This window comes from Streptomyces sp. NBC_00539 (assembly GCF_036346105.1).
Taxonomy (GTDB): Bacteria; Actinomycetota; Actinomycetes; order Streptomycetales; family Streptomycetaceae; genus Streptomyces.
This window is the reverse complement of the sequence record NZ_CP107812.1, coordinates 21,687-38,842: the sequence shown is the minus strand read 5'-3', so window position 1 is coordinate 38,842 and position 17,156 is coordinate 21,687. Positions and strand designations below refer to the sequence as shown.

Below are 17,156 nucleotides of genomic sequence, written 5' to 3'. Positions count from 1 at the left end.
GGTCCGGGACCTGCGTCCCGGACCGGTCTCCTCCTCCGGGAGGAGACCGTCGGCGAGAGTGCGCTATGAGAGGTTGCCCTTACAGTCATGAGCCCCCAGCCTCACATCTCCCCGCAGGTACCGCAGTGGCGTACCGATCTACTGCTCGGCGGTGCCGTCTGCGTCGTCAATCCCGTAGAGCCGCCCTTGAAGCCGTTCGCCGGCCCAGTCCAACCCGACGCCCAGGTCAAGCCAGTGCCGATCCTTTCGTGATCCGGGCGGTGAAAGGTTCACCGCCGCCCAGGAGAACACCCCAAGGAGGACGGAACGCCCGTGCTGCGCTGAGTGCACGGACAACGCAAACCGCGCGGCGAGTGCCGCGCGGGTGACCAACATGACCTGCTCGTCCTCAGCATGTCGACGCCCGGCCGTCAGAAACCGGGGCGCTTCAAGGACCTTGACCCACTCGACCACTGCGTCTGCCACCTGGGCGCACAATGACCCTTCGATGCCCTTCCGGACGGCGGCCGCCGGATCATCGCCGAGCCAGCCCAGCCAGTGATCAGGATCGGTGAGCTTGCTGAAGTCGTCCTGTGGCACCCCGTGACGGGGGTTCTCCTGGTACTTGCCTGTCAGTTGCCCGTTGCTGTCCACCACCCACGCGCCGCGGATCGCCTCGGGAGGTACGTAGCCGTTGGGGTCGTCGATGTACGACGGGTCGATCTCGGCGACGCTTCCGCCGGGATTCTCAGCAGCCGCAGCCAGTAGTGCCGGCTCGTTCGGTATGCCCGTACGCCGGCTTCGCGAGCCAAAAAGTCCCACTTTCCCACCCCCACCATCGTGTCCGCCCAGTCGAACGCGATTGTGCCGCACCGGGCAGGACCACGTGGCGCGGTGCGCGACGGCTACGGGTGGGTGAGGAATCGCGGCGATCAGGTCTGTCCATTCCCCACGCACGGGATGGGGATTTCGCAAAAAGCGTCATCAGCTGTGCGGAGGCGGATGCTGAGGGGAGTGCCGAGGCGTTGTCGGTAGTGGGGGCCACCACGGACGTCATGGAGGACATCACCGTCCGGTCGGCGTCCGCCGACGCGGTCGGCGCCGTGTGTGAGGCCATCCACGCCCAGCTCGCCGCGTGGGTGCCGGGGACGCTGGACGTGTACGTACGCCGCCACCCGTACGCTCCGGAGACGATCGCGCTGCTTCTGGACGCGGTTGAGGGCGCAGCCTCCTGCACGGGCCTGCCGGGGGGAGCGGACCTTGCCCGCTGTGAACTGCGCGAGGCGGCCGTCCGCGCGGCGGCCGCCGCTTACGAGCCGGGGAGGGATGTGCGCGTCGAACTCGCCGCGGCGTTGGCTGGGTGTCGCCGGGCGGCGGTCGCCTTCGGCCTGCTCGTTCCCCTCCGGTAGGCCACGGTCGTAGGTGAGGAGAACGCGTACTACCCGGTTCCAGCAGGCGCGGACTGGCCGAGATAACCCCGCACCTGACCTCGCCACCGCACTGGCCCCGACACGCGCGGTCGAACTCGGGTTCACAGCACATACGCACACACCCACCTCTGTCCGAAAATGATCACCGAACGTGTGATTGCATTGACTCACGGTCGTCAGCGTGGGGAATCTCTGGGGCTGCGGTTCGTGAAACCGCGCTTCCCAGGGAGGAACCCCAGGACATGGAGCCGACGAAGGAACAGCAGGCTGCCCGTGAGGTATTTGCCTCCGGCCGGGACTTGGCATTGGTCGCGGGTGCCGGCACAGGCAAGACGTCCACGCTCATCCTGATGGGCGCCGCGACCCGCGAGCGCGGGCTGTACGTGGCCTTCAACCGGGCGATCGCCGATGACGCCCGCGGGCGATTCGGGTCCAATGTGGAATGCCGCACCGCGCACTCCCTGGCCTTCCGCGCCGTCGGCCACCACTACCGCGAGCGCCTGGACGCCTCGGCCCGGATCCCCGCCAAGCACACCGCCCGCCTGCTCGGCATCACCCACGACCTCGACGTCAACTCCCGCCAAATCAAGACAACCCACGCCGCGCGCCTGGTGATGGGCATGGTCCGCAAGTTCTGCTACACCACTGACCGGCAGGTCATGGCACGCCACATGGAGCCGGTCAACGGCCTCGACGGCCCCGGCCAGGACTACCTCGCCCGTATCCTGCTGCCCTACGCACACCGTGCGTGGGAGGACATCTGCTCGCCCGCGGGCCGACTGCGGTTCGAGCACGATCACTACATGAAGCTGTGGGCGATGACCTCCCCGCAGCTCGGCGCGGACTTCGTCCTTCTGGACGAGGCGCAGGACACCAACCCCGTCCTGGAGGAAGTCTTCCTCGCCCAGCACGCCCAGAGAATCTGTGTCGGGGACCCGGCCCAGCAGATCTACGGCTGGCGCAACGCCCGCGATGTGATGACCGGCTTCCCGGCCGAACAGCTGCGCCTTACCCAGTCCTTCCGCTTCGGCCCGGCCATCGCCGAAGTGGCCAACCGGTGGCTGGGACACGCCGAGTCGGAGATGCAGCTGACCGGCCACGGCCCCGCCTCCCGAGTTGGCAAGGTGGCGCAGCCCGAGGCGGTGCTGTGCCGGGGCAACGTGGACGCGATGAGCGAAGTCCTGTCCTACCTGGGACTCGGCATCCCGGTGGCGCTGACCGGCGGAGGCAGCGCGCTGCAGCGCATCGCCAAGGCCGCACTGGAACTCAAGGTCGGGCAGCGCACCAGCCACCCGGAGCTGTTCTTGTTCTCCTCCTGGGGCGAGGTGCAGGAGTACGCCGAGCAGGACAAGGCAGGCCAGGACCTCAAAGCGATCGTGCAGCTGGTCGACACCTACGGGCCAGACCAGATCATCGAAGCGGTGGACCGCCTCTCCCCGGAAGACAAGGCGCAGGTCACCGTTTCCACCGCGCACAAGGCGAAGGGACGGGAGTGGCCCTCAGTACGCATCGGCAAGGGATTCATGGCCCCGCCGGTGGACGACCACGGCCTGCAGCGCCCACTGAACGCGAGCGAGGCGCGACTGATCTACGTCGCCGTCAGCCGCGCCCGTCAACTGCTGGACCCCGAGGGCATCGCCTGGATCGACGAGTACGAAAAGACCACGTCCGACGCCGGCCGGGACGGCACGGTAGCCGGGCGGCCAATGATCGAACTGAGTCTGACCGGCCAGCTGAGATACGACTCCTCACCGATCTCGCAGTTCATGGCAGCCCACCTGCCCTACAGCCAGAACCTGGTCCGCGACTACCAGACCCGCATCGCCGGCCTCCCGCACCCGGTCCAGCCGATCGACGTGCAGTACCCGAACTGGTCAGCCCTAGGGCACGCCATCGACTACCGCCTCCGCCTCAGCCTCGGCGGCCGGCTCGGACTGGCCGTCGTCGCCGGCGTCATGCTCCTCGACGAGACCGGGCGGCTGCGCGGAGCACCGGCGCGCACCTCCCGCAAAGCCCTTCACACCGCGGGTCGTGAGCTGCTGGCCACCGTCGACGCCCACCTCGCCGATCCCGGCCGCCTGGAGGAGGACACGCTCATCCGGCTGTGCTTCGTTGCCGGCTTCTTCGAGGACATCGCCCGCACTGGTGAGATCCGCCGCTTCAGCATGCTCGGCTCTGCCACCCCCGCCACGACCCTGGACGACCTCACCGCGGCTGTCCCCGAGTACGTCGTGACCGACATCGATCAGCAGATGCAGCTCGCCGACGGCCCGTTCGCTGTCTTCCGGGCCCTACCGCAAAGCGCCCGGGTGTGTGGTCCGGTCTTCACCGGCAGCGGCGACATCGGCGGCGCCGACGCCGACTACATCCTCGACGGCCTCCTGCTGGACTGCAAAGCCACCAAGGACCCCCGCCGCCTGGGCCGCGAGGAGATCTACCAGCTCGCCGGATACCTCCTGCTGGATTACGACGACCAGTTCGGCATCGACCAGGTGGGCCTGTACCTCTCCCGCCAAGGCGGCCTGATCACCTGGGAGGCCGCCGACTTCCTGCGACGGCTCGGCGCGAGCGCCCCGCAACCGCAACTGCGTGCACAACTTCGCCAACACCTGCACAAGGCAACCCACGCCCGGTGAAACCGGCGGCTAGAGCCCTGTGGAGCTGATCAGGATCCCCAAAGGCACCGCGACGGCGGCACTGCCGACGACAGCGAGGCACCACAACGACGAGTAGCAGGAGCAGCACCCGCTGAGACAGGGACATCGGCCTGGATTCCTGGATCGGGCGCGGCACGAGTGCGCGCGTCCGTGGAGTCAGATGCGCTCGTCGACGAAAACGGCGTCTTCACATGGTGAGCGGCTGCCTTCGAGGCTGCTGCCGGTGTTGGCGGCATCTCCCAGGTGATCCGCTGAGCATCCGAGGGCCAGCGCCGGTGGGCCCGGCCTTCGGTCGGGCTGGTTGGTGTAAACGAGGTGGACCATCAACCCCGCCCCCTCGTGTCCCCACTGAGGAAGCGACTGCGCGGGCTTCTGCATGGACGACTATCGTCGCTTCCTCCGGTTGATGACGATGGGGATGACGACGCAGGCGATCGCCGCGATGAAGAGGATGATGCCGAGCGTGCCACCGGGAGTCCAACGGTGTGCGGCCAAATACATGCTGTCCGGTCCTTTCGTCGGTTTTGGCACATCGGGGCAGATGCGGTCATGAGGCTCGTCGGGAGCGGAACGCTAGCCAGACCACGAGGCATACGGCATCGACCACCACGGCGACCAGAAGAACCGGGAAGGCTGCTTGCCAGCCTCCCTTCGTCGCGAGAAGGGCCGCCAGCGCGTAGAGGACGACCGAGCCGGCGACAACGATCCAGGCGTTTCTACGGATGGCGGACTGTGACCCGTATCCGCCGATGATGCGTTGCATGTCCTTCATCCCTCCGTACTGACGTCATGCCTGTGGACCGGGGCGGCCGGCACTGGGCCGGCCGCCCCTCCTTCCACGGTGCTACTTGAGACTGCTTTCCACGGAATTGGCTACCCAGTCCCCGGCTGCTGCGCTTCCGTAGGCGCAGCCCGCTTCGACGGCGACGGCTCCGGCGCCGGCCGTTGGTGCTCCCGCGAAACCGGCGACGAACTGGCACGCGGATTCGATGACGATGCCGGTGGCGAGGCCTGCGACCTGGCCCCAGAGGGCGTCTGTGTCGCCTTCCAGTCCACTGGACACTGCGTCGGAGACTTCCTTGGCGTCGTCCACGGCGTCCGTCAGGCTGTAGAGGCCGTTGGGGTCGATGCGGTTGACCGGGTCACCTTCCGAGTAGAGGTAGGGGTTCTTCTCCTGGCCGGAAGGGTCGGGCTGGGTGAAGCGGCCGATGTTGGGGTCGTAGTAGCGGGCCTTGAAGTGGTAGAGGCCGGTGGGGTCCTGGTAACCGCCGGCGAACCGGTAGGGCTGGGACACCTTCTCGGAGGTAGCCGCGCGCTGGACGCCGCGGGGACTGAAGGAGTAGGTGTTGACCTTGGTGCCGGTCTCGTCGGTGAGCGCGATGACGGAGCCGAGTGCGTCGGTCAGGTAGTAGTAGGACTTGCCCCCGGTCGTCATGGAGTTCAAGGTGCCCCCGGGCTCCCGGTTGAATCCCATGTCCACGCCGGCTGTGGTCTTGGCCGACAGGCCGAGCGGTCCGTTGTGGAAGAAGGTGTCACCGAGCTTTATGCGTTCGCTCTGGTCGGTGGAGCCGTACTGGCCGTCGTAGACCTTGCCGCCGACCGTGAGGGAGGTGAGCTGGGAGTGGTCGGTCCACTTTTCGGCGGTGCGGGTGCCTTCCGGTGTGGAGGCGCCCGCTGTTTCGTTGCCGATCTTGTCGTAGGACCAGTTGGCGGAGGAACCGTTCTTGGCGGTGATCTGCTGGGCGTCGTTGATGGTGTACGTCGTGCCGCGCGGGCAGCCGGGGTCCACGCCCTGCGAGGTGAGGTTGCCGGCGAGGTCGTAGCAGTACTGCCAGGAGGAGTTCAAGGCCGTGCCCTTCTCCTCCTTGGCGTAGGAGAAGCGGCCGGCCGCGTCGTAGGTGTAGGTCGTCTTCATGCCGGTGACGGCATCGGTGCTCGTGCGGATCTTCCCGCCGTCCTTCGTCCCGTTGAGGTACGTGTACGACAGATCGACGAGTGTTCCCTTGGAGGAAGTGGCCTTGATCTTCTCGGGACGGCTGGATTTGTCCGGGGTGACCTCTTGTACCGTTCCGCCGGGGTAAAGAGTCTTCTTGCGGAAGTCGTTCTCGTTGTACTCGTACGTAGTGACCTTGCCGGTCGGGTCCTTCAGATCCTTGAGCTTGTTGACCTCGTTCCAGGTGTAGTCGGTGATCCCCGAGGGGTCCTGGTAGTAGTCGACGTTGCCGGCGGGGGTGTAGGCGAGCTTGGTCTGCGAGCCGTTCTGCAGGGTGCGGACGGTCTCGCGGGAGAGGGGGTCGAAGTCGTACTTGGTGACCCCGGTGCCGTCGGAACGCTGTTTGAGGTTGCCGTCTCCGTCGTACTCGTATGTGACGGTGGAGTAATTGGAGCTGTCGACCTTCTTGATGCGGTCGCGGTGGTCGTAGGTGTACGTGGTGGTGACGCCGCGGCCGTCCTGCGCTGACACGGGCCGGCCGAGCTCGTCGTAGCGGTAGGTGGTGACACCCAGCGGCGCGGGCGGGGTGACGCGGTCGAGGTTGCCCTTCGCGTCGTAGTGGAAGGATGTCGACACCGATGCGGTGTCGCTCGTCTTCGTCGTGACTTTGCAGCGCTGGCCTTCGAACCCGCCACAGGCCGCAGAGGCGGGGTTGTAGTCGAAGCTCTGATTGCCTCCGCCGGTGCCCGTGACGGCGACGGACTTGGTGTTGCCCGCCGTGTCGTACGTGTAGTCGGTCTTCTCGTTATCCGCGCTGGTCGACGTCCTGGGAACGTCGGTGCCCGCGATCGTCTGGTAGCCCGCCGAAGACGTCGCGCCGGTCGGTAGTTTGGCCGACGTCAGGTTGTTGCGGGTGTCCCAGCCGTAGTCGGTGACGTTGGCGCCCGTGCCTCCGACGCCCATCGCGTCACTGGCGGTGTCCACGTTGTGGTTCGCGTCGAACGACTTGGACCGTTCGTGCTTGAGGGCGTCGGTGGTCTTGGTGACATCGCCTCTGGCGTTGTGCTCGTAGGCCGTGGAGTGCCGCTCGGGGTCGGTGACGGTGGTGGCACCGGCGTCCGAGGGGCTGGCCGCGCTGTAGGCGTAGGTGTAGGTGGGGCCCGTGTGGCCGGAGGCGTTGGTCTCCGTGGCGCGCAGCATGGAGGTGACACGGTTCTGGTCGTCGTAGGTGAAGACCGTGACCCGCCCCTCAGGGGTGGTGATCTTCACCAGGCGGTTGGATGAGTCGTAACCGAAGGCCGTGGACTTGCCCTCGGTGTCCGTGGTTTTCGCGAGGTCCCCGGCCGCGTTGAGGTCGAAGACGGCGGTACGGCCCGTGTGGTCCTTGGCCTGCCACTGTGAGGCATCCGTCTTGAGCAGGTCGATCCACCGGCCGGAGCGGGTTTCGGTGAGCTTGAAGCCCTTCTGCTCACCGCCTTCGTCGTGCTGCGTGACAGTGATGGAGCCGTTGTTGCGATCGGTGACCTGGGTGAGGGTGCCGTTCGCGTCGTAGGTGTCCTTGACCCCGCTCTTGCGGTTGGTCAGCGTGTAGGTCCCGTCCGTGTTCTTCTTCAGGTCTTTTGAATAGCCCGAGGGAGTCGTGAACGAGCCGTCGTTGTTCTTCGTGAACCGCACCGCGTCCCCGGTCGTGTCATAGACGACCACCTCGTTGGTGAACACGTGCGCGTAGCGCTCGTACTCCTGCCACCAGCGCTGTGAGACTTTCCCCCATGGCGCGTCGAAGGAGTTGTAGGTCCGTGCGAGCCTGAGCTTCTGGCCGACGCCCGCCATCTCGAAGTCAGTGGCGGCCAGCATGAGGTTGCCGGTCGAGTAGTCGATCCGGGCTACCAGAGCGTCCGTGATCCGGAAGTCGGAGACCTGGTGCCAAGGCACCGCCCCTTGTCCTTCTGGCACGAAGACGAGAGGTGTCGCCGTGCCCGTGGCATCCCTCGCCGACGCCGCATCGCCGAGGCGGCTGGCTGTGTCGGTGGTGCGCGAGCGCCGCCGCTGCATCTCGCGCCAGTCCGCGCGGTCCTTGGACGGTTGTGCTTCCGGCTTGTTGGCGACCGGCTTGTTCTCTCCCACCCGTACGGGAGGGACCTCAAGTGACTCCGCCTTCTTACCCCACACGGAGGGCCCAGGGAGCGGACCGGCGGCAGGGAGCGCGAAGGCCGGCAGGGCTGAGGAGCCCAGGGCCAGTACGACCAGGCCGGCTGTCAGCGGGTGGTGTGCTCGGAAACGGGCACGTCGAGGAGACGTGCCGGAAAGACGCGGAACCATCAGCTTCCCCCCACAGGAAGTTAATCGACAGCGGCACCAACGGCCGCCGGAGCCCCACACGCTTCCAGACGCCGCACGCCTTGCCCGCGAATGTGTTCGATATCCGCGCTGAAATCAGCCAAGTTCCACACCGGTGGTCCCTCCGGCCGTGCCCGGCTGCCGGGCGTTGGAAAGGCGCTGTCACACGGTCGGCGGCCAAGTTAGTTGGCCGGAACTTTCTCATGCACTACCGCCGATCTTGTGACCATGCGGCCCTGCATCGGCCCCTGCGGCCCGGCTCGGCGCACTCACCAGGCGCGGCCGTTGGGGCGGTAAGCCCGCGGCAGAGCAGGACCAGCGGTGGGGGAGTACGCAAGGCGCGCCAAGCAGGCCCGACCGGGTCCCACCCCGGTACGTCAGTTTGTGCATCACCTGTGGCGCTACTTGATGCGGCTCGTTGTGTGAACCCCTGGCTCCGGTCGCAGTAGGGTCTGCCCCACCCTGTTCCGGGGGCTTGTCGGAGTGCCTGAGTCCAGCGTCGCGTGATCGGCTGACCGCACGATATTCGGGTGGCGGAAGGTGGACGGGTGCGAGTCCGGATCGGGTACTCGGCATGGATCGTGGGCGTGGTGCAGTTCTTCATCATCCATCGGATCACCGAGTCGGCTTGGGCCAGGCCGTACAGCTGGGCGCGGAACAACATCAGCGACTTGGGCAACGTCACTGCGCTGTGCAACCAGATCCTGCGCCGAGGTACATCTGTTCCCCCGACCACGGTCTGATGAATGTTTCGTTCGTTGCTCTGGGGATGCTGTTGGCTGTCGGTGTCGCCCTGACCGGCGGCGCCCTTTTGCGCAGGGGACGGGTAGCTCCTGTGGCCCGACTGCTGCTGGCCGGTGCCGGTGTGGGATTCGTTTTGGCCGGGCTGGCCCCTGCGGACATCAACGAGAACCAGCATGTCTTGGGTGCCCTCTTCATCATGGCGGTGGGCAACATAGGTCTCATCGTGACGGGGTTCGGCATGGCAGAACACGTACCGATTCCCCTGCGGTGGGGCACCATCGTGCTCGGAGCCATGGCGATCACGGCCTTCGGGCTGTTTCTCTCCGACCACTACCTCGGTCTCGGCATGGGAGGTATGGAACGAGCCGCCGTTCTTCCACTTCTGCTCTGGGCGCTGACCGTCGGCGTTCGTGGCCTTCTTCTTCGGACGGGTCGTATGCAAGAAGCGATGCCGGCAGCGCGTCTCAGCCGCACTGACTGAGAGCTCTGATCAGAGCCCGGTTGGCCGCTCGGGCGGCTTCGAGAACGATCCGGGCTTCGTCAGGGGGCCAACCAGCTCGACGTTCAGCTGCTCCACACCGCATCCGCCGCTGCCAGGACGGCGGCGAGGATCATCTCCCAGGTGGGACAGGCACATCCGATCAACTGATCAACCCATCGAAGAGACACTAGGCGACCCTGGGCAAGCCGCCGCTGGCGGCAGCGACGCGGCGTCTGCGATCTGGTCGAAATTCGTACCACCCCCGAACAGGGCACCGCCGTATGCATCCACATGGACGTCCAGGAATGCTCATCTCGGCAACGCCGCCGGGTGGGCGACGTGCTGCGGTGTGTTTTACCGGGGCAGGAAGGCGCGTACGATTTTGCCGCCGCCGGGGGCGTCGGTGACACGGGTGATGCGCGCGAGGCGTTTGACCATGGGCCAGCCGAAGCCTCCGGTGCCGCCGTTCAGGTCGGGGGTGCGCATGCGCGGTGGCTGCGGGCTGGGGTCGTGGACGGCCACCTCGATGCTGTCCGGGCGGGCGGCCGGTCGGGCACACAGTCGGCCCGGAACAGGCCCGCTTGGTCGTCGGGCATCTGGCCCGACCGGCGCGGGGCGTCCGTGGGAGGGTGCCCGTGGGGGTCGCGCGACGTTCTGGACGTGATTCTGGTCCGCTCCCGGCCGCGCTGGCGGGGGCCTCTGGCGCGGCTTGGCCGGCTGTCGCGGGCGAAGGGGGTGCGGTTCAGGGCCGTGGGGGGACGCGTGGCGCCCGGGCCGGTGTCGCGGAACGGCGGGGGGAGCGGCCTGTATTTCGTCGCAACACCGGGAAAAACGATTCACCAGCGAAGAAGTAACGGCCTCGGAAGCGGTGACGCACCGTTGCGGGTGGCGGCGTCCGGCCTGTGGCCGCGCGGACTTTTTCCCGGGCGCGGGGCTACGGCCAGAAGACGGTCTCGATGACGATGTGAGGTTCGGCGCTGCGCGGATGAAGACGGAGCGCAGCCAGCCGCGGTTGTGATCGAAGTTGAGGATGTGCGCCCGGCGGGGCTAGGTGGAGCGCGCCGGCTCGATGCAGACCTTGTCGGTGTCCAGGCCGTAGTCGCGGTAGGGGTGCTGGGAGGAGAGCAGCTCGACGACCGCGTCGATGACCAGATCCCTGATCTGCGGGGGAAGGCTGTCGCAGTATTCGCAACGGCACCAGGGGTTACGTCACGGGGTCGGCGGGTTTCGTGACGCCCGTACGGTCCGGCGCGGCGGCGCCGTCACCCGGTCCGGTCCCCTGCTCCCTCAGCCGCGCCCGGTAGGCGCGCGAGCGGCAGCGGGGTGAGCAGTAGCGGGGCGGACGCCCACCGGCCCGGTCCGGGACCGCGGCGGGCACGGCCACCGCCCCGCCACACCCGGGACACCCCGTGCCGACCGCGGGCCCACCGGCCCCGGGCCCACAGGCCCCGGGCCCGGCCGACGCGGGCCGGGGCACCGGCGGCGGGGCGGACGTGGGCACGGCCGTGGCGGACGGGGCAGGCGCAGGCGGGGCGGGCGGGGTGGGGCGGTCCGGGTGGGCGGTCAGGCCCTGGCGTTCGGCGATGACCCCCGCCTGGAAGCGGCTGTGCGCGCCGAGCCCTTCCACCAGCTCGGAGACGTGACGGCGGCAGGTGCGCAGGGAGATGCCCAGGCGGCGCGCGACGGACTCGTCCTTGAGCCCTTTGGCGAGCAGCACGAGGATGCTCTGCTTCATCGTCTTGGACACGTCGTGCGCGGCCTGCGGCCCCGTCGCGAACGGCGCGGCGTTCTCCCAGTCCCGCTCGAAGACGTCCAGCAGGTAGGCCAGCAGGTCCGGCTCCCGGATCAGCAGCGCCCCGCCCGACCTGGCCGGCAGCAGGGCCAGCGTCCCGTCCACGATGATCATCTGCGGCAGTACCTCCGGCAGCGTCCGGATCTCGGCGCCCGCTCCGATGAGTTCCTCCGCGTGCAGCCGTGTTGCCTGGTCGAAGCGCGTCGCGTGCTGGTACAGGCTCCGCATCCGGATGCCCCGCCCGAGCAGTGCCACGTCGCGCGGCAACGCCTCCCGCAACGCCGCGGGCGGGAACGAGCCGCCGTGCTTGGAGACCAGCACCTCGCTGTGGCAGGAGTCGATCACGTCCGACAGCAGCGAGCGGACCGCCAGCTTGTCCGGCAAGTGGTCGATGGTCCCCTGCGGGAAGACGTGTTGGCGGGCCTGGACGTAGACCGGCGTCAGCGCGGCCAGCCCGTCGCGTTGCAGCTGGATGCGCCGGCGCTGTTCCCGCAGCGCCTCTTCCTGCGCGCGCAGGGCCGTGTCGCGGTCCGACAGCAACTGCGCGGTGGCGGCCTGGGGGCTCACGGGCTGCCAGCCGGCCGGCTCTCCCGCCCCGTCGTCGGCGGGCAGTTCCGTGAGGAGGCAGGAGTCGGTGAGTGTCCGCAGGGCCGCCAGGCAGGCCCGCGGGTTCACTCCGGTCTCGGCCGCGGCCTGCGCGAGGGTCGCCGGGGTCAGGCGTTCGTGGATGACCGTCCACCGGTAGAGCAGGACGGCCGCGCTGTCGAGGCCGGGTACTTGGGCCGCCGTGCCGGGTCCGCTGTCCGTCTCCATCGCATGCCTCCTAAACGTGCCTGGCAGGATCATGATCCCTCCTCGGGGATGCATGTGCCATCCATCCACTGGCAGTGTGGTGACCACGGCAGGGACGGCTCCCCGACCAGGAGCACCGCCCGCCGTGGCCGAACTGTCGCCGAGACGAGGGGAATCGACGCCATGCGCGCAATCGTGGTGCGGACACTGTTCGCGGTCGTACTGAGCACGGGGATCGTGTGGGGCGGCGCCGCCGCGGCCACCGCCGATGTGCACGGGACGACCATCACACCCCCGCAGGGCGGCGGCCACGACAACAAGCACTGCCTCGTGACGACGGCTTGGGGCGACTCCTGGTGCCCCCGCAAGCCGCTCGACTGAGCCGCCTGGGAGACCGGGTGCGGGGGCAGCGGACTCCATCCGCTGTCGGTTGGGTGGTTGTGGGCCCGACCCGGTCGCCGGCAGGGCGCGTCGACGGACGCGTCCGGTCTCTCGTGCGTCGCCGTACGCGGCGCACGGCTCCGATCAATCAACGGAAGGTTTTCCCCGTGCGCTTCGCCATGCCCCGAACCGCCCCCCGCAGACTGGCCGCCGGCCTCTGTGCCGCCGCCGCCCTCGTGGCCGTCTCCTCCGGCGCCGCGAGCGCCGCCGAGGAGTACCGGATCTACGGCGGCTCGTACGCGAGTTACGCACAGTGCAACCAGGCCGGTTCGCTCACCGTCGGCCTGGGCCTGTACAGCCGCTACGAGTGCAACCCCAACGACAGTTCCAGCCGCTACCTCCTCTGGTACGTCGACTGACGGACGGCCCGCCCGGCCCCCTCACCCCTTTCCACCCCTCACATACCTCGTACCCCGCACACGAAGGGTTTGTCATGCACATGTCCAAAAGGACCCGTGCCCGCTGGTCCGCCTCGGCCGCCCTCCTGGCCGCTCTGGCCGGCGGCGCCGCCGCACTCGCCCCCGCCGCCCAGGCCGCCCCGGCCCCCGGCGGCGCCTCCGTCCAGTCCGCCGAGCGCAGCACCAGCGTCGTCTTCGCCAACAGCACGGGCCGCCAGCTGCTGCGCACCGGCTCCGGCCTGGACCACGGGTGCTGGTCCCGGGACGGCCTGCCCCCGGATGCCATCGCCAAGACCGTCTCCGCCTCCTGGAGCAGCGAGTCCTGCGGGTTCGCCACCGGCACCCAGGGTCACGTCACCTACAACATCGCCGGTACGGCCAAGGACGTGACCATCCGCTGGAACAACCCCTATGCGGGCAGCAACTCCTACAGCTGCGAGGCCCCCGAGGGCTACGAGTGCAGCCGCTCGGGCGGTGGCGGGAACAACGCCACCGTCAACTTCGCCCTGACGGCCAAGTCCACCGCCCGGCTCTCGGCCCTCTCACAGGCCGGAGCCCTCGCGGTCACCCCCGTGCGCAGTGTCCGCGTCACGGTGGTGAACCAATCCGGCGCCCTGCTTGCCCGGACCGGTGCGGGCCTGGACCACGGCATATGGAGCGGTGACAACCTGCCCCCGTCGGTCATGAACAACGGCGCGGTGGCCCGCTGGCAGAGCGAGTCCGACGGCTTCGCCACCGGGACGGAGGGCTCGGCCGAATACCAGATGTCCGGCGGCGGCAAGGTCGTCTTCCGCTGGGACAACCCCTTCTCCGGCGGCAACTCCTACGACTGCCAGGTTCCCGCGGGCCACTCCTGCGCCCGGGCCGGCGGCGGAGGCAAGAACGCCGACGTCGTCTTCACGGTCAACTGACCGCCGCCTCCCCGCCCCGCACGTCACCGGCACCCACCCGAATGAGGAACACCCCGATGCGCAAGCCCCTCGTCGCGGCACTCCTGTGCCTGCCCCTGCTGGCCGTGGCCGCTCCCGCCGCCCAGGCCGCCGACTCACGGCCCGAGACAGCCCCCGTCTCTGCCCTCCAGGTCCCCGTCCGCACGGTCGCCTGGGACCTGACCTCGACCAATTCCAACACCCTGCGCGCCCGCTACTCGGACTTCATCAGGTCGCTGCGCAACACCGGCACCATGGTGGGCGGTTCCGGTTCGGACGCCGTGTGGGAGACCAGCCGCGGCAATGAGGTCATCGCCGTCAACGCCACCTACACCTGGCAGGAGAACGGTCAGGACGTCAGGCGGACGGTCACGCTCTACCTCACCGCCAACAACCTCTACCTGCGGGGCTTCTCCACCGGCAACGCCGGAAACGTCGTCCAGTTCAGCCAGGTCGGGGAGCAGGAACCCTTCGACCTCGGCCATGCGCTCGGCCGCAACGCCATCGTTCTCCCCTACAGCGGGCGCTACGGGGGCAACCACAGCCTGGAGCACGGCGACACCCAGAGCAGGCAGCTGTGGATCACTCCGAACGGGGTGTGGGGCAACATGAACGCCCTGTGGGAGTTCGCCCGCGACGGAGGCGACGCGAACGCGATCCGCAACCACCTGGTCGCCGCGATCGCCCTGACCTCCGAGTCGGCCCGCTTCCGCAACATCGAGGGCACAGTGCGCCAAGCCCTCGGCGGCGGTACCTCCCTGACCGCCCAGGAAGCCGCCGAGGAGAACGACTGGGGGCGGGGCTCCCGGTGGATCTACCAGGAGCGCAACGGCTCCCGCCCGACGCCGACCGACATCGGCGGCGCCACCGTGACCACCTACGCCCAGGCGACGCACTACATCGCCATGCTGCGCAGCGACCAGAGGTAGCGGCGGACAGCGCACCGCCCCGTATGGGCCTCGTACGGGGCGGTGTCGTGCGGTAGCGCTTCGCCATGCCCCTACGCGCGGGGGCATCAGGCCTTTAGCCTCGCGGACGCCGTGGTTCAGACCTCGTCCGCCTCGACCACTGGGCCGTCCGAGCGTCTGACCGCACGGATCGCTCTCCCGCTCCGGCGCCGGCACCAGGCCCTCCTCGACCACGGCCGGCACAGCCTCGCCACCGGCCAGCTGCTGCGCATCGCCCTGGACGGCACCCGCGCCCAGCTCGTCAACGCCAGCCACCCCTGGCCGCTGCGGCTGCGCGAGGGCACAGTGAGCGAACTGAGCCTGGCCGTGGACCTGCCCTTCGGTGTCGCCCACCAGGGTCTCTACCGGGTCCAGGACCTTGACCTGCGACCCGGTGACCGGCTCCCGCTCTACACGGACGGAATGCAGGAACGCGACGCCGAAGGCGTCGACCTTCCCGGCCTCCTGCGCAAGACCGCCGAGGAGGACCCCCGCGAAGTGGTACGCGCCTTGGTCGGCGCTGTCACCGACGCCTACGAGGGCCGGCCGCCCGTGGACGATGCCACCGTCCTGTGCCTGGACTCGCACGGCGCCTACACCGCCAGCGGCACCCCCGCCTGAGCCGGGCCATGCCCGGCCGGGCAGGTTCGGGCACAGGGCTGGGCCCCGACCCGGGGGAGGTGGTCGGGGCCCAGCGGGCGTCACAGCCAGGAGGCTGCGCGCGGGGTGCGGTTCAGTGGCGGAGGGTGTCCTTGACGTCTTCCTTGGCCTGGCGGGCGTTGCCCTTGGCCTGGTCGGCGTGGCCGTCGGCGGTCATCCGCTGGTTGCCGGTCATGCGGCCCATGGCTTCCTTGGCCTTGCCCTTGGCCTGCTCGGCGTGGGCCTTGGTCTTCTCGGTGCCCGACATGGGGACCTCCTCGTGTAGTACCGGATTGGTCGTGACACTCCCGTGCTCGCGATCACCGCCCTCAAACGTCATGGCGCCATGCGGGCTTTTATGCGGTAGGTGCGTAGTCGTTTACGTAAATCTGCGGATGTCCCATGTCGCCCTCAGCGGCACCATGGCGGGCATGACCACACCAGAAGCGTTGCCCCCGGGCCTCAACTGGGTGACGGCCGACAGGGCCGCCGCTCTCTGGATGGTCAGACGTAGGTTCGTGCCTCAGGTGGCCTCCACCCACGGGGTGGGGACCAAGGAGCAGAAGAGTTACGGAACCTTGGGTGAGAGCACCTTCACCGTGTACTCCTACGCCGAGGTTCAGCGGGTGGTGGCGGAGCTTGAATCCGGTGAGGTGGTCCTAGACCCTTCCTGGCGGGTCGACACCAAGGAGGGGATAAGGGGTGCCCGGCGTGACACTCTGGCCACCTGCGGCTGCGTGGTGCTGATGCTCGCGGTAGTCATCGCCGTCGCCGTGCTGTCGAGCTGAGCCCGGACGCCGCGGGGCATGCCGATGGGCCTGTGCGGGCGCAGCCGGGGGCATTGAGACCCGTTGCTGTGCCCTGTCCGCGTCAGGCGTGGAGGCGGCTGTTGGTGCCGTCGTGGTGGTCGGCGGTGGGGTCGTCGAACCAGAAGTCGCCGGCGGCGAGGAGCGGAAAGAGTGGCTGGTGTGTGCGGGCAGGCCCACGCTGGCGGCGCGGGTGCCGTCGCCTCGTGCCGGGAGGGGGTGGGCAGCGGGGTCCCAACGGTCTAGCCGCCCCCAATTCCAGCAGTCCCGCATTCAACCGCATCAAGCACCTTCACCACCTGGATCAACACCATGATGCGCAACGGCTGACCCTGACCCGACGCATTCCAAACCTGGTAGTCGGCGGTCTCCCCTTCTCTTTGGCCTGGCCGAACTGCCCCAGCCCACCCGGCCCTAGCCCGCCACCTTTTGACCGCCCCGACTGACCGCCGGGATGTGTGAAGGCCTGGACCGCTCCGCGTTCCGAGCCCTCACGGCGCGTAGGTCAGTGCTTGAAGACGTCCTCGATCGCGTCATGTGGGTTGCCGAGCGGGCGGGGGCAACTGTGTCCGAGGACCGGGCGGAAGCGGCCCGGCCCGGCCCGGTTCGGCGGACGCGCCTCAGGCAGTGGGACGCCAGGAGTATCGGGGCTTCGTCACCCGGTGACGGTCAGGGTGACCGGGCCGCCGACGGAGGCCAGTCCCTGCGCGGTGGCGCAGGCGGTCAGGTCGGTGTTGGCCAGGACCTTGGTCTGGACGACCGTCGCTCCGGTGAACAGGCCGGAGCTCACCATGCCCGTCAGAACCAGGACGGTGGTCCCGTTGGGCTTGGCGTTGACCGCGAGGGTGCCC

16 protein-coding genes and 1 pseudogene are annotated in these 17,156 nt (G+C 68.6%); 10 read left to right on the top strand and 7 right to left on the bottom strand.

Translation table 11 applies throughout. The features are described 5' to 3' along the window. Positions 1-138: 138 nt before the first annotated feature. Entirely contained in the window at positions 139-801 is a 663-nt protein-coding gene (locus OG861_RS32415) for a hypothetical protein (RefSeq protein ID WP_329203306.1), read from the bottom strand. A gap of 212 nt (positions 802-1,013) precedes the next feature. Here OG861_RS32415 and OG861_RS32410 point away from each other — a divergent pair, with 212 nt between their 5' ends. After that, positions 1,014-1,388 (top strand): hypothetical protein, encoded by a 375-nt coding sequence (locus OG861_RS32410; protein ID WP_329203308.1) that lies wholly within the window; start codon positions 1,014-1,016, stop codon positions 1,386-1,388. Positions 1,389-1,651: 263 nt separating this feature from the next. Continuing rightward, complete coding sequence (locus OG861_RS32405; RefSeq protein WP_329203310.1) at positions 1,652-4,045, top strand: UvrD-helicase domain-containing protein; 2,394 nt, start codon at positions 1,652-1,654, stop codon at positions 4,043-4,045. Between the two features lie 568 nt (positions 4,046-4,613). On the opposite strand, the gene OG861_RS32400 is transcribed toward OG861_RS32405, so the two are convergent. Further along, entirely contained in the window at positions 4,614-4,829 is a 216-nt protein-coding gene (locus OG861_RS32400; protein ID WP_329203312.1) for a hypothetical protein, read from the bottom strand. A gap of 81 nt (positions 4,830-4,910) precedes the next feature. Continuing rightward, a complete protein-coding gene (locus OG861_RS32395) occupies positions 4,911-7,931 on the bottom strand; it encodes an RHS repeat-associated core domain-containing protein (protein WP_330261993.1) in 3,021 nt (1,006 codons plus the stop codon). A 992-nt stretch (positions 7,932-8,923) separates the two neighbouring features. Between OG861_RS32395 and OG861_RS32390 the strand changes: the two genes are divergently transcribed. Together OG861_RS32390 and OG861_RS32385 are read left to right on the top strand one after the other, a co-directional pair. Next, on the top strand, positions 8,924-9,079 hold the full coding sequence (locus tag OG861_RS32390) for a hypothetical protein (RefSeq protein ID WP_329203316.1): 156 nt from the start codon (positions 8,924-8,926) through the stop codon (positions 9,077-9,079). Continuing rightward, positions 9,079-9,561: a hypothetical protein gene (locus tag OG861_RS32385; RefSeq protein ID WP_329203318.1), complete on the top strand. Its 483-nt coding sequence runs from the start codon at positions 9,079-9,081 to the stop codon at positions 9,559-9,561. The genes OG861_RS32390 and OG861_RS32385 overlap by 1 nt, the downstream gene beginning before the upstream one ends. 354 nt (positions 9,562-9,915) lie before the next feature. On the opposite strand, the pseudogene OG861_RS32380 reads toward OG861_RS32385, so the two are convergent. Together OG861_RS32380 and OG861_RS32375 are read right to left on the bottom strand one after the other, a co-directional pair. Beyond that, a pseudogene (locus OG861_RS32380) lies at positions 9,916-10,104 on the bottom strand (ATP-binding protein); the annotation flags it as partial. Positions 10,105-10,765: 661 nt separating this feature from the next. After that, positions 10,766-12,166 (bottom strand): LuxR C-terminal-related transcriptional regulator, encoded by a 1,401-nt coding sequence (locus tag OG861_RS32375; protein WP_329203320.1) that lies wholly within the window; start codon positions 12,164-12,166, stop codon positions 10,766-10,768. 162 nt (positions 12,167-12,328) lie between these two features. On the opposite strand from OG861_RS32375, the gene OG861_RS32370 reads away from it, so the two are divergent. The 5 genes from OG861_RS32370 to OG861_RS32350 all read left to right on the top strand — a co-directional run bounded on the left by OG861_RS32370 (position 12,329) and on the right by OG861_RS32350 (position 15,481). After that, the gene (locus OG861_RS32370) at positions 12,329-12,526 is read left to right on the top strand and encodes a hypothetical protein (protein WP_329203323.1); all 198 of its coding nucleotides are present in this window, start codon (positions 12,329-12,331) and stop codon (positions 12,524-12,526) included. Positions 12,527-12,693: 167 nt separating this feature from the next. Next, a complete protein-coding gene (locus tag OG861_RS32365; RefSeq protein WP_136215290.1) occupies positions 12,694-12,945 on the top strand; it encodes a hypothetical protein in 252 nt (83 codons plus the stop codon). 80 nt (positions 12,946-13,025) lie between these two features. Continuing rightward, entirely contained in the window at positions 13,026-13,895 is an 870-nt protein-coding gene (locus OG861_RS32360; RefSeq protein ID WP_329203327.1) for a Crystal protein ET79, read from the top strand. Positions 13,896-13,951: 56 nt separating this feature from the next. After that, a complete protein-coding gene (locus OG861_RS32355) occupies positions 13,952-14,842 on the top strand; it encodes a ribosome-inactivating family protein (protein WP_329203329.1) in 891 nt (296 codons plus the stop codon). A 111-nt stretch (positions 14,843-14,953) separates the two neighbouring features. Then, positions 14,954-15,481, top strand: coding sequence for a PP2C family protein-serine/threonine phosphatase (locus OG861_RS32350; RefSeq protein WP_443056823.1), 528 nt, complete (start codon positions 14,954-14,956; stop codon positions 15,479-15,481). A gap of 112 nt (positions 15,482-15,593) precedes the next feature. Here OG861_RS32350 and OG861_RS32345 read toward each other — a convergent pair whose 3' ends face one another. Beyond that, positions 15,594-15,767, bottom strand: coding sequence for a CsbD family protein (locus tag OG861_RS32345; RefSeq protein ID WP_329203331.1), 174 nt, complete (start codon positions 15,765-15,767; stop codon positions 15,594-15,596). 163 nt (positions 15,768-15,930) lie between these two features. Between OG861_RS32345 and OG861_RS32340 the strand changes: the two genes are divergently transcribed. Then, the gene (locus OG861_RS32340) at positions 15,931-16,287 is read left to right on the top strand and encodes a hypothetical protein (protein ID WP_159047101.1); all 357 of its coding nucleotides are present in this window, start codon (positions 15,931-15,933) and stop codon (positions 16,285-16,287) included. Positions 16,288-16,960: 673 nt separating this feature from the next. Here OG861_RS32340 and OG861_RS32335 read toward each other — a convergent pair. Beyond that, entirely contained in the window at positions 16,961-17,098 is a 138-nt protein-coding gene (locus OG861_RS32335; RefSeq protein ID WP_329203335.1) for a hypothetical protein, read from the bottom strand. Positions 17,099-17,156: the final 58 nt, after the last annotated feature.

What these genes read in the sequence shown, in the direction of transcription:
- OG861_RS32405 (WP_329203310.1), top strand. Translation starts at nt 1,652, where the DNA reads ATGGAGCCGACGAAGGAACAGCAGGCTGCCCGTGAGGTATTTGCCTCC.
- OG861_RS32400 (WP_329203312.1), bottom strand. Translation starts at nt 4,829, where the DNA reads ATGCAACGCATCATCGGCGGATACGGGTCACAGTCCGCCATCCGTAGA.
- OG861_RS32385 (WP_329203318.1), top strand. Translation starts at nt 9,079, where the DNA reads ATGAATGTTTCGTTCGTTGCTCTGGGGATGCTGTTGGCTGTCGGTGTC.
- OG861_RS32375 (WP_329203320.1), bottom strand. Translation starts at nt 12,166, where the DNA reads ATGGAGACGGACAGCGGACCCGGCACGGCGGCCCAAGTACCCGGCCTC.
- OG861_RS32370 (WP_329203323.1), top strand. Translation starts at nt 12,329, where the DNA reads ATGCGCGCAATCGTGGTGCGGACACTGTTCGCGGTCGTACTGAGCACG.
- OG861_RS32360 (WP_329203327.1), top strand. Translation starts at nt 13,026, where the DNA reads ATGTCCAAAAGGACCCGTGCCCGCTGGTCCGCCTCGGCCGCCCTCCTG.
- OG861_RS32355 (WP_329203329.1), top strand. Translation starts at nt 13,952, where the DNA reads ATGCGCAAGCCCCTCGTCGCGGCACTCCTGTGCCTGCCCCTGCTGGCC.
- OG861_RS32345 (WP_329203331.1), bottom strand. Translation starts at nt 15,767, where the DNA reads ATGTCGGGCACCGAGAAGACCAAGGCCCACGCCGAGCAGGCCAAGGGC.
- OG861_RS32340 (WP_159047101.1), top strand. Translation starts at nt 15,931, where the DNA reads ATGACCACACCAGAAGCGTTGCCCCCGGGCCTCAACTGGGTGACGGCC.
- OG861_RS32335 (WP_329203335.1), bottom strand. Translation starts at nt 17,098, where the DNA reads ATGGTGAGCTCCGGCCTGTTCACCGGAGCGACGGTCGTCCAGACCAAG.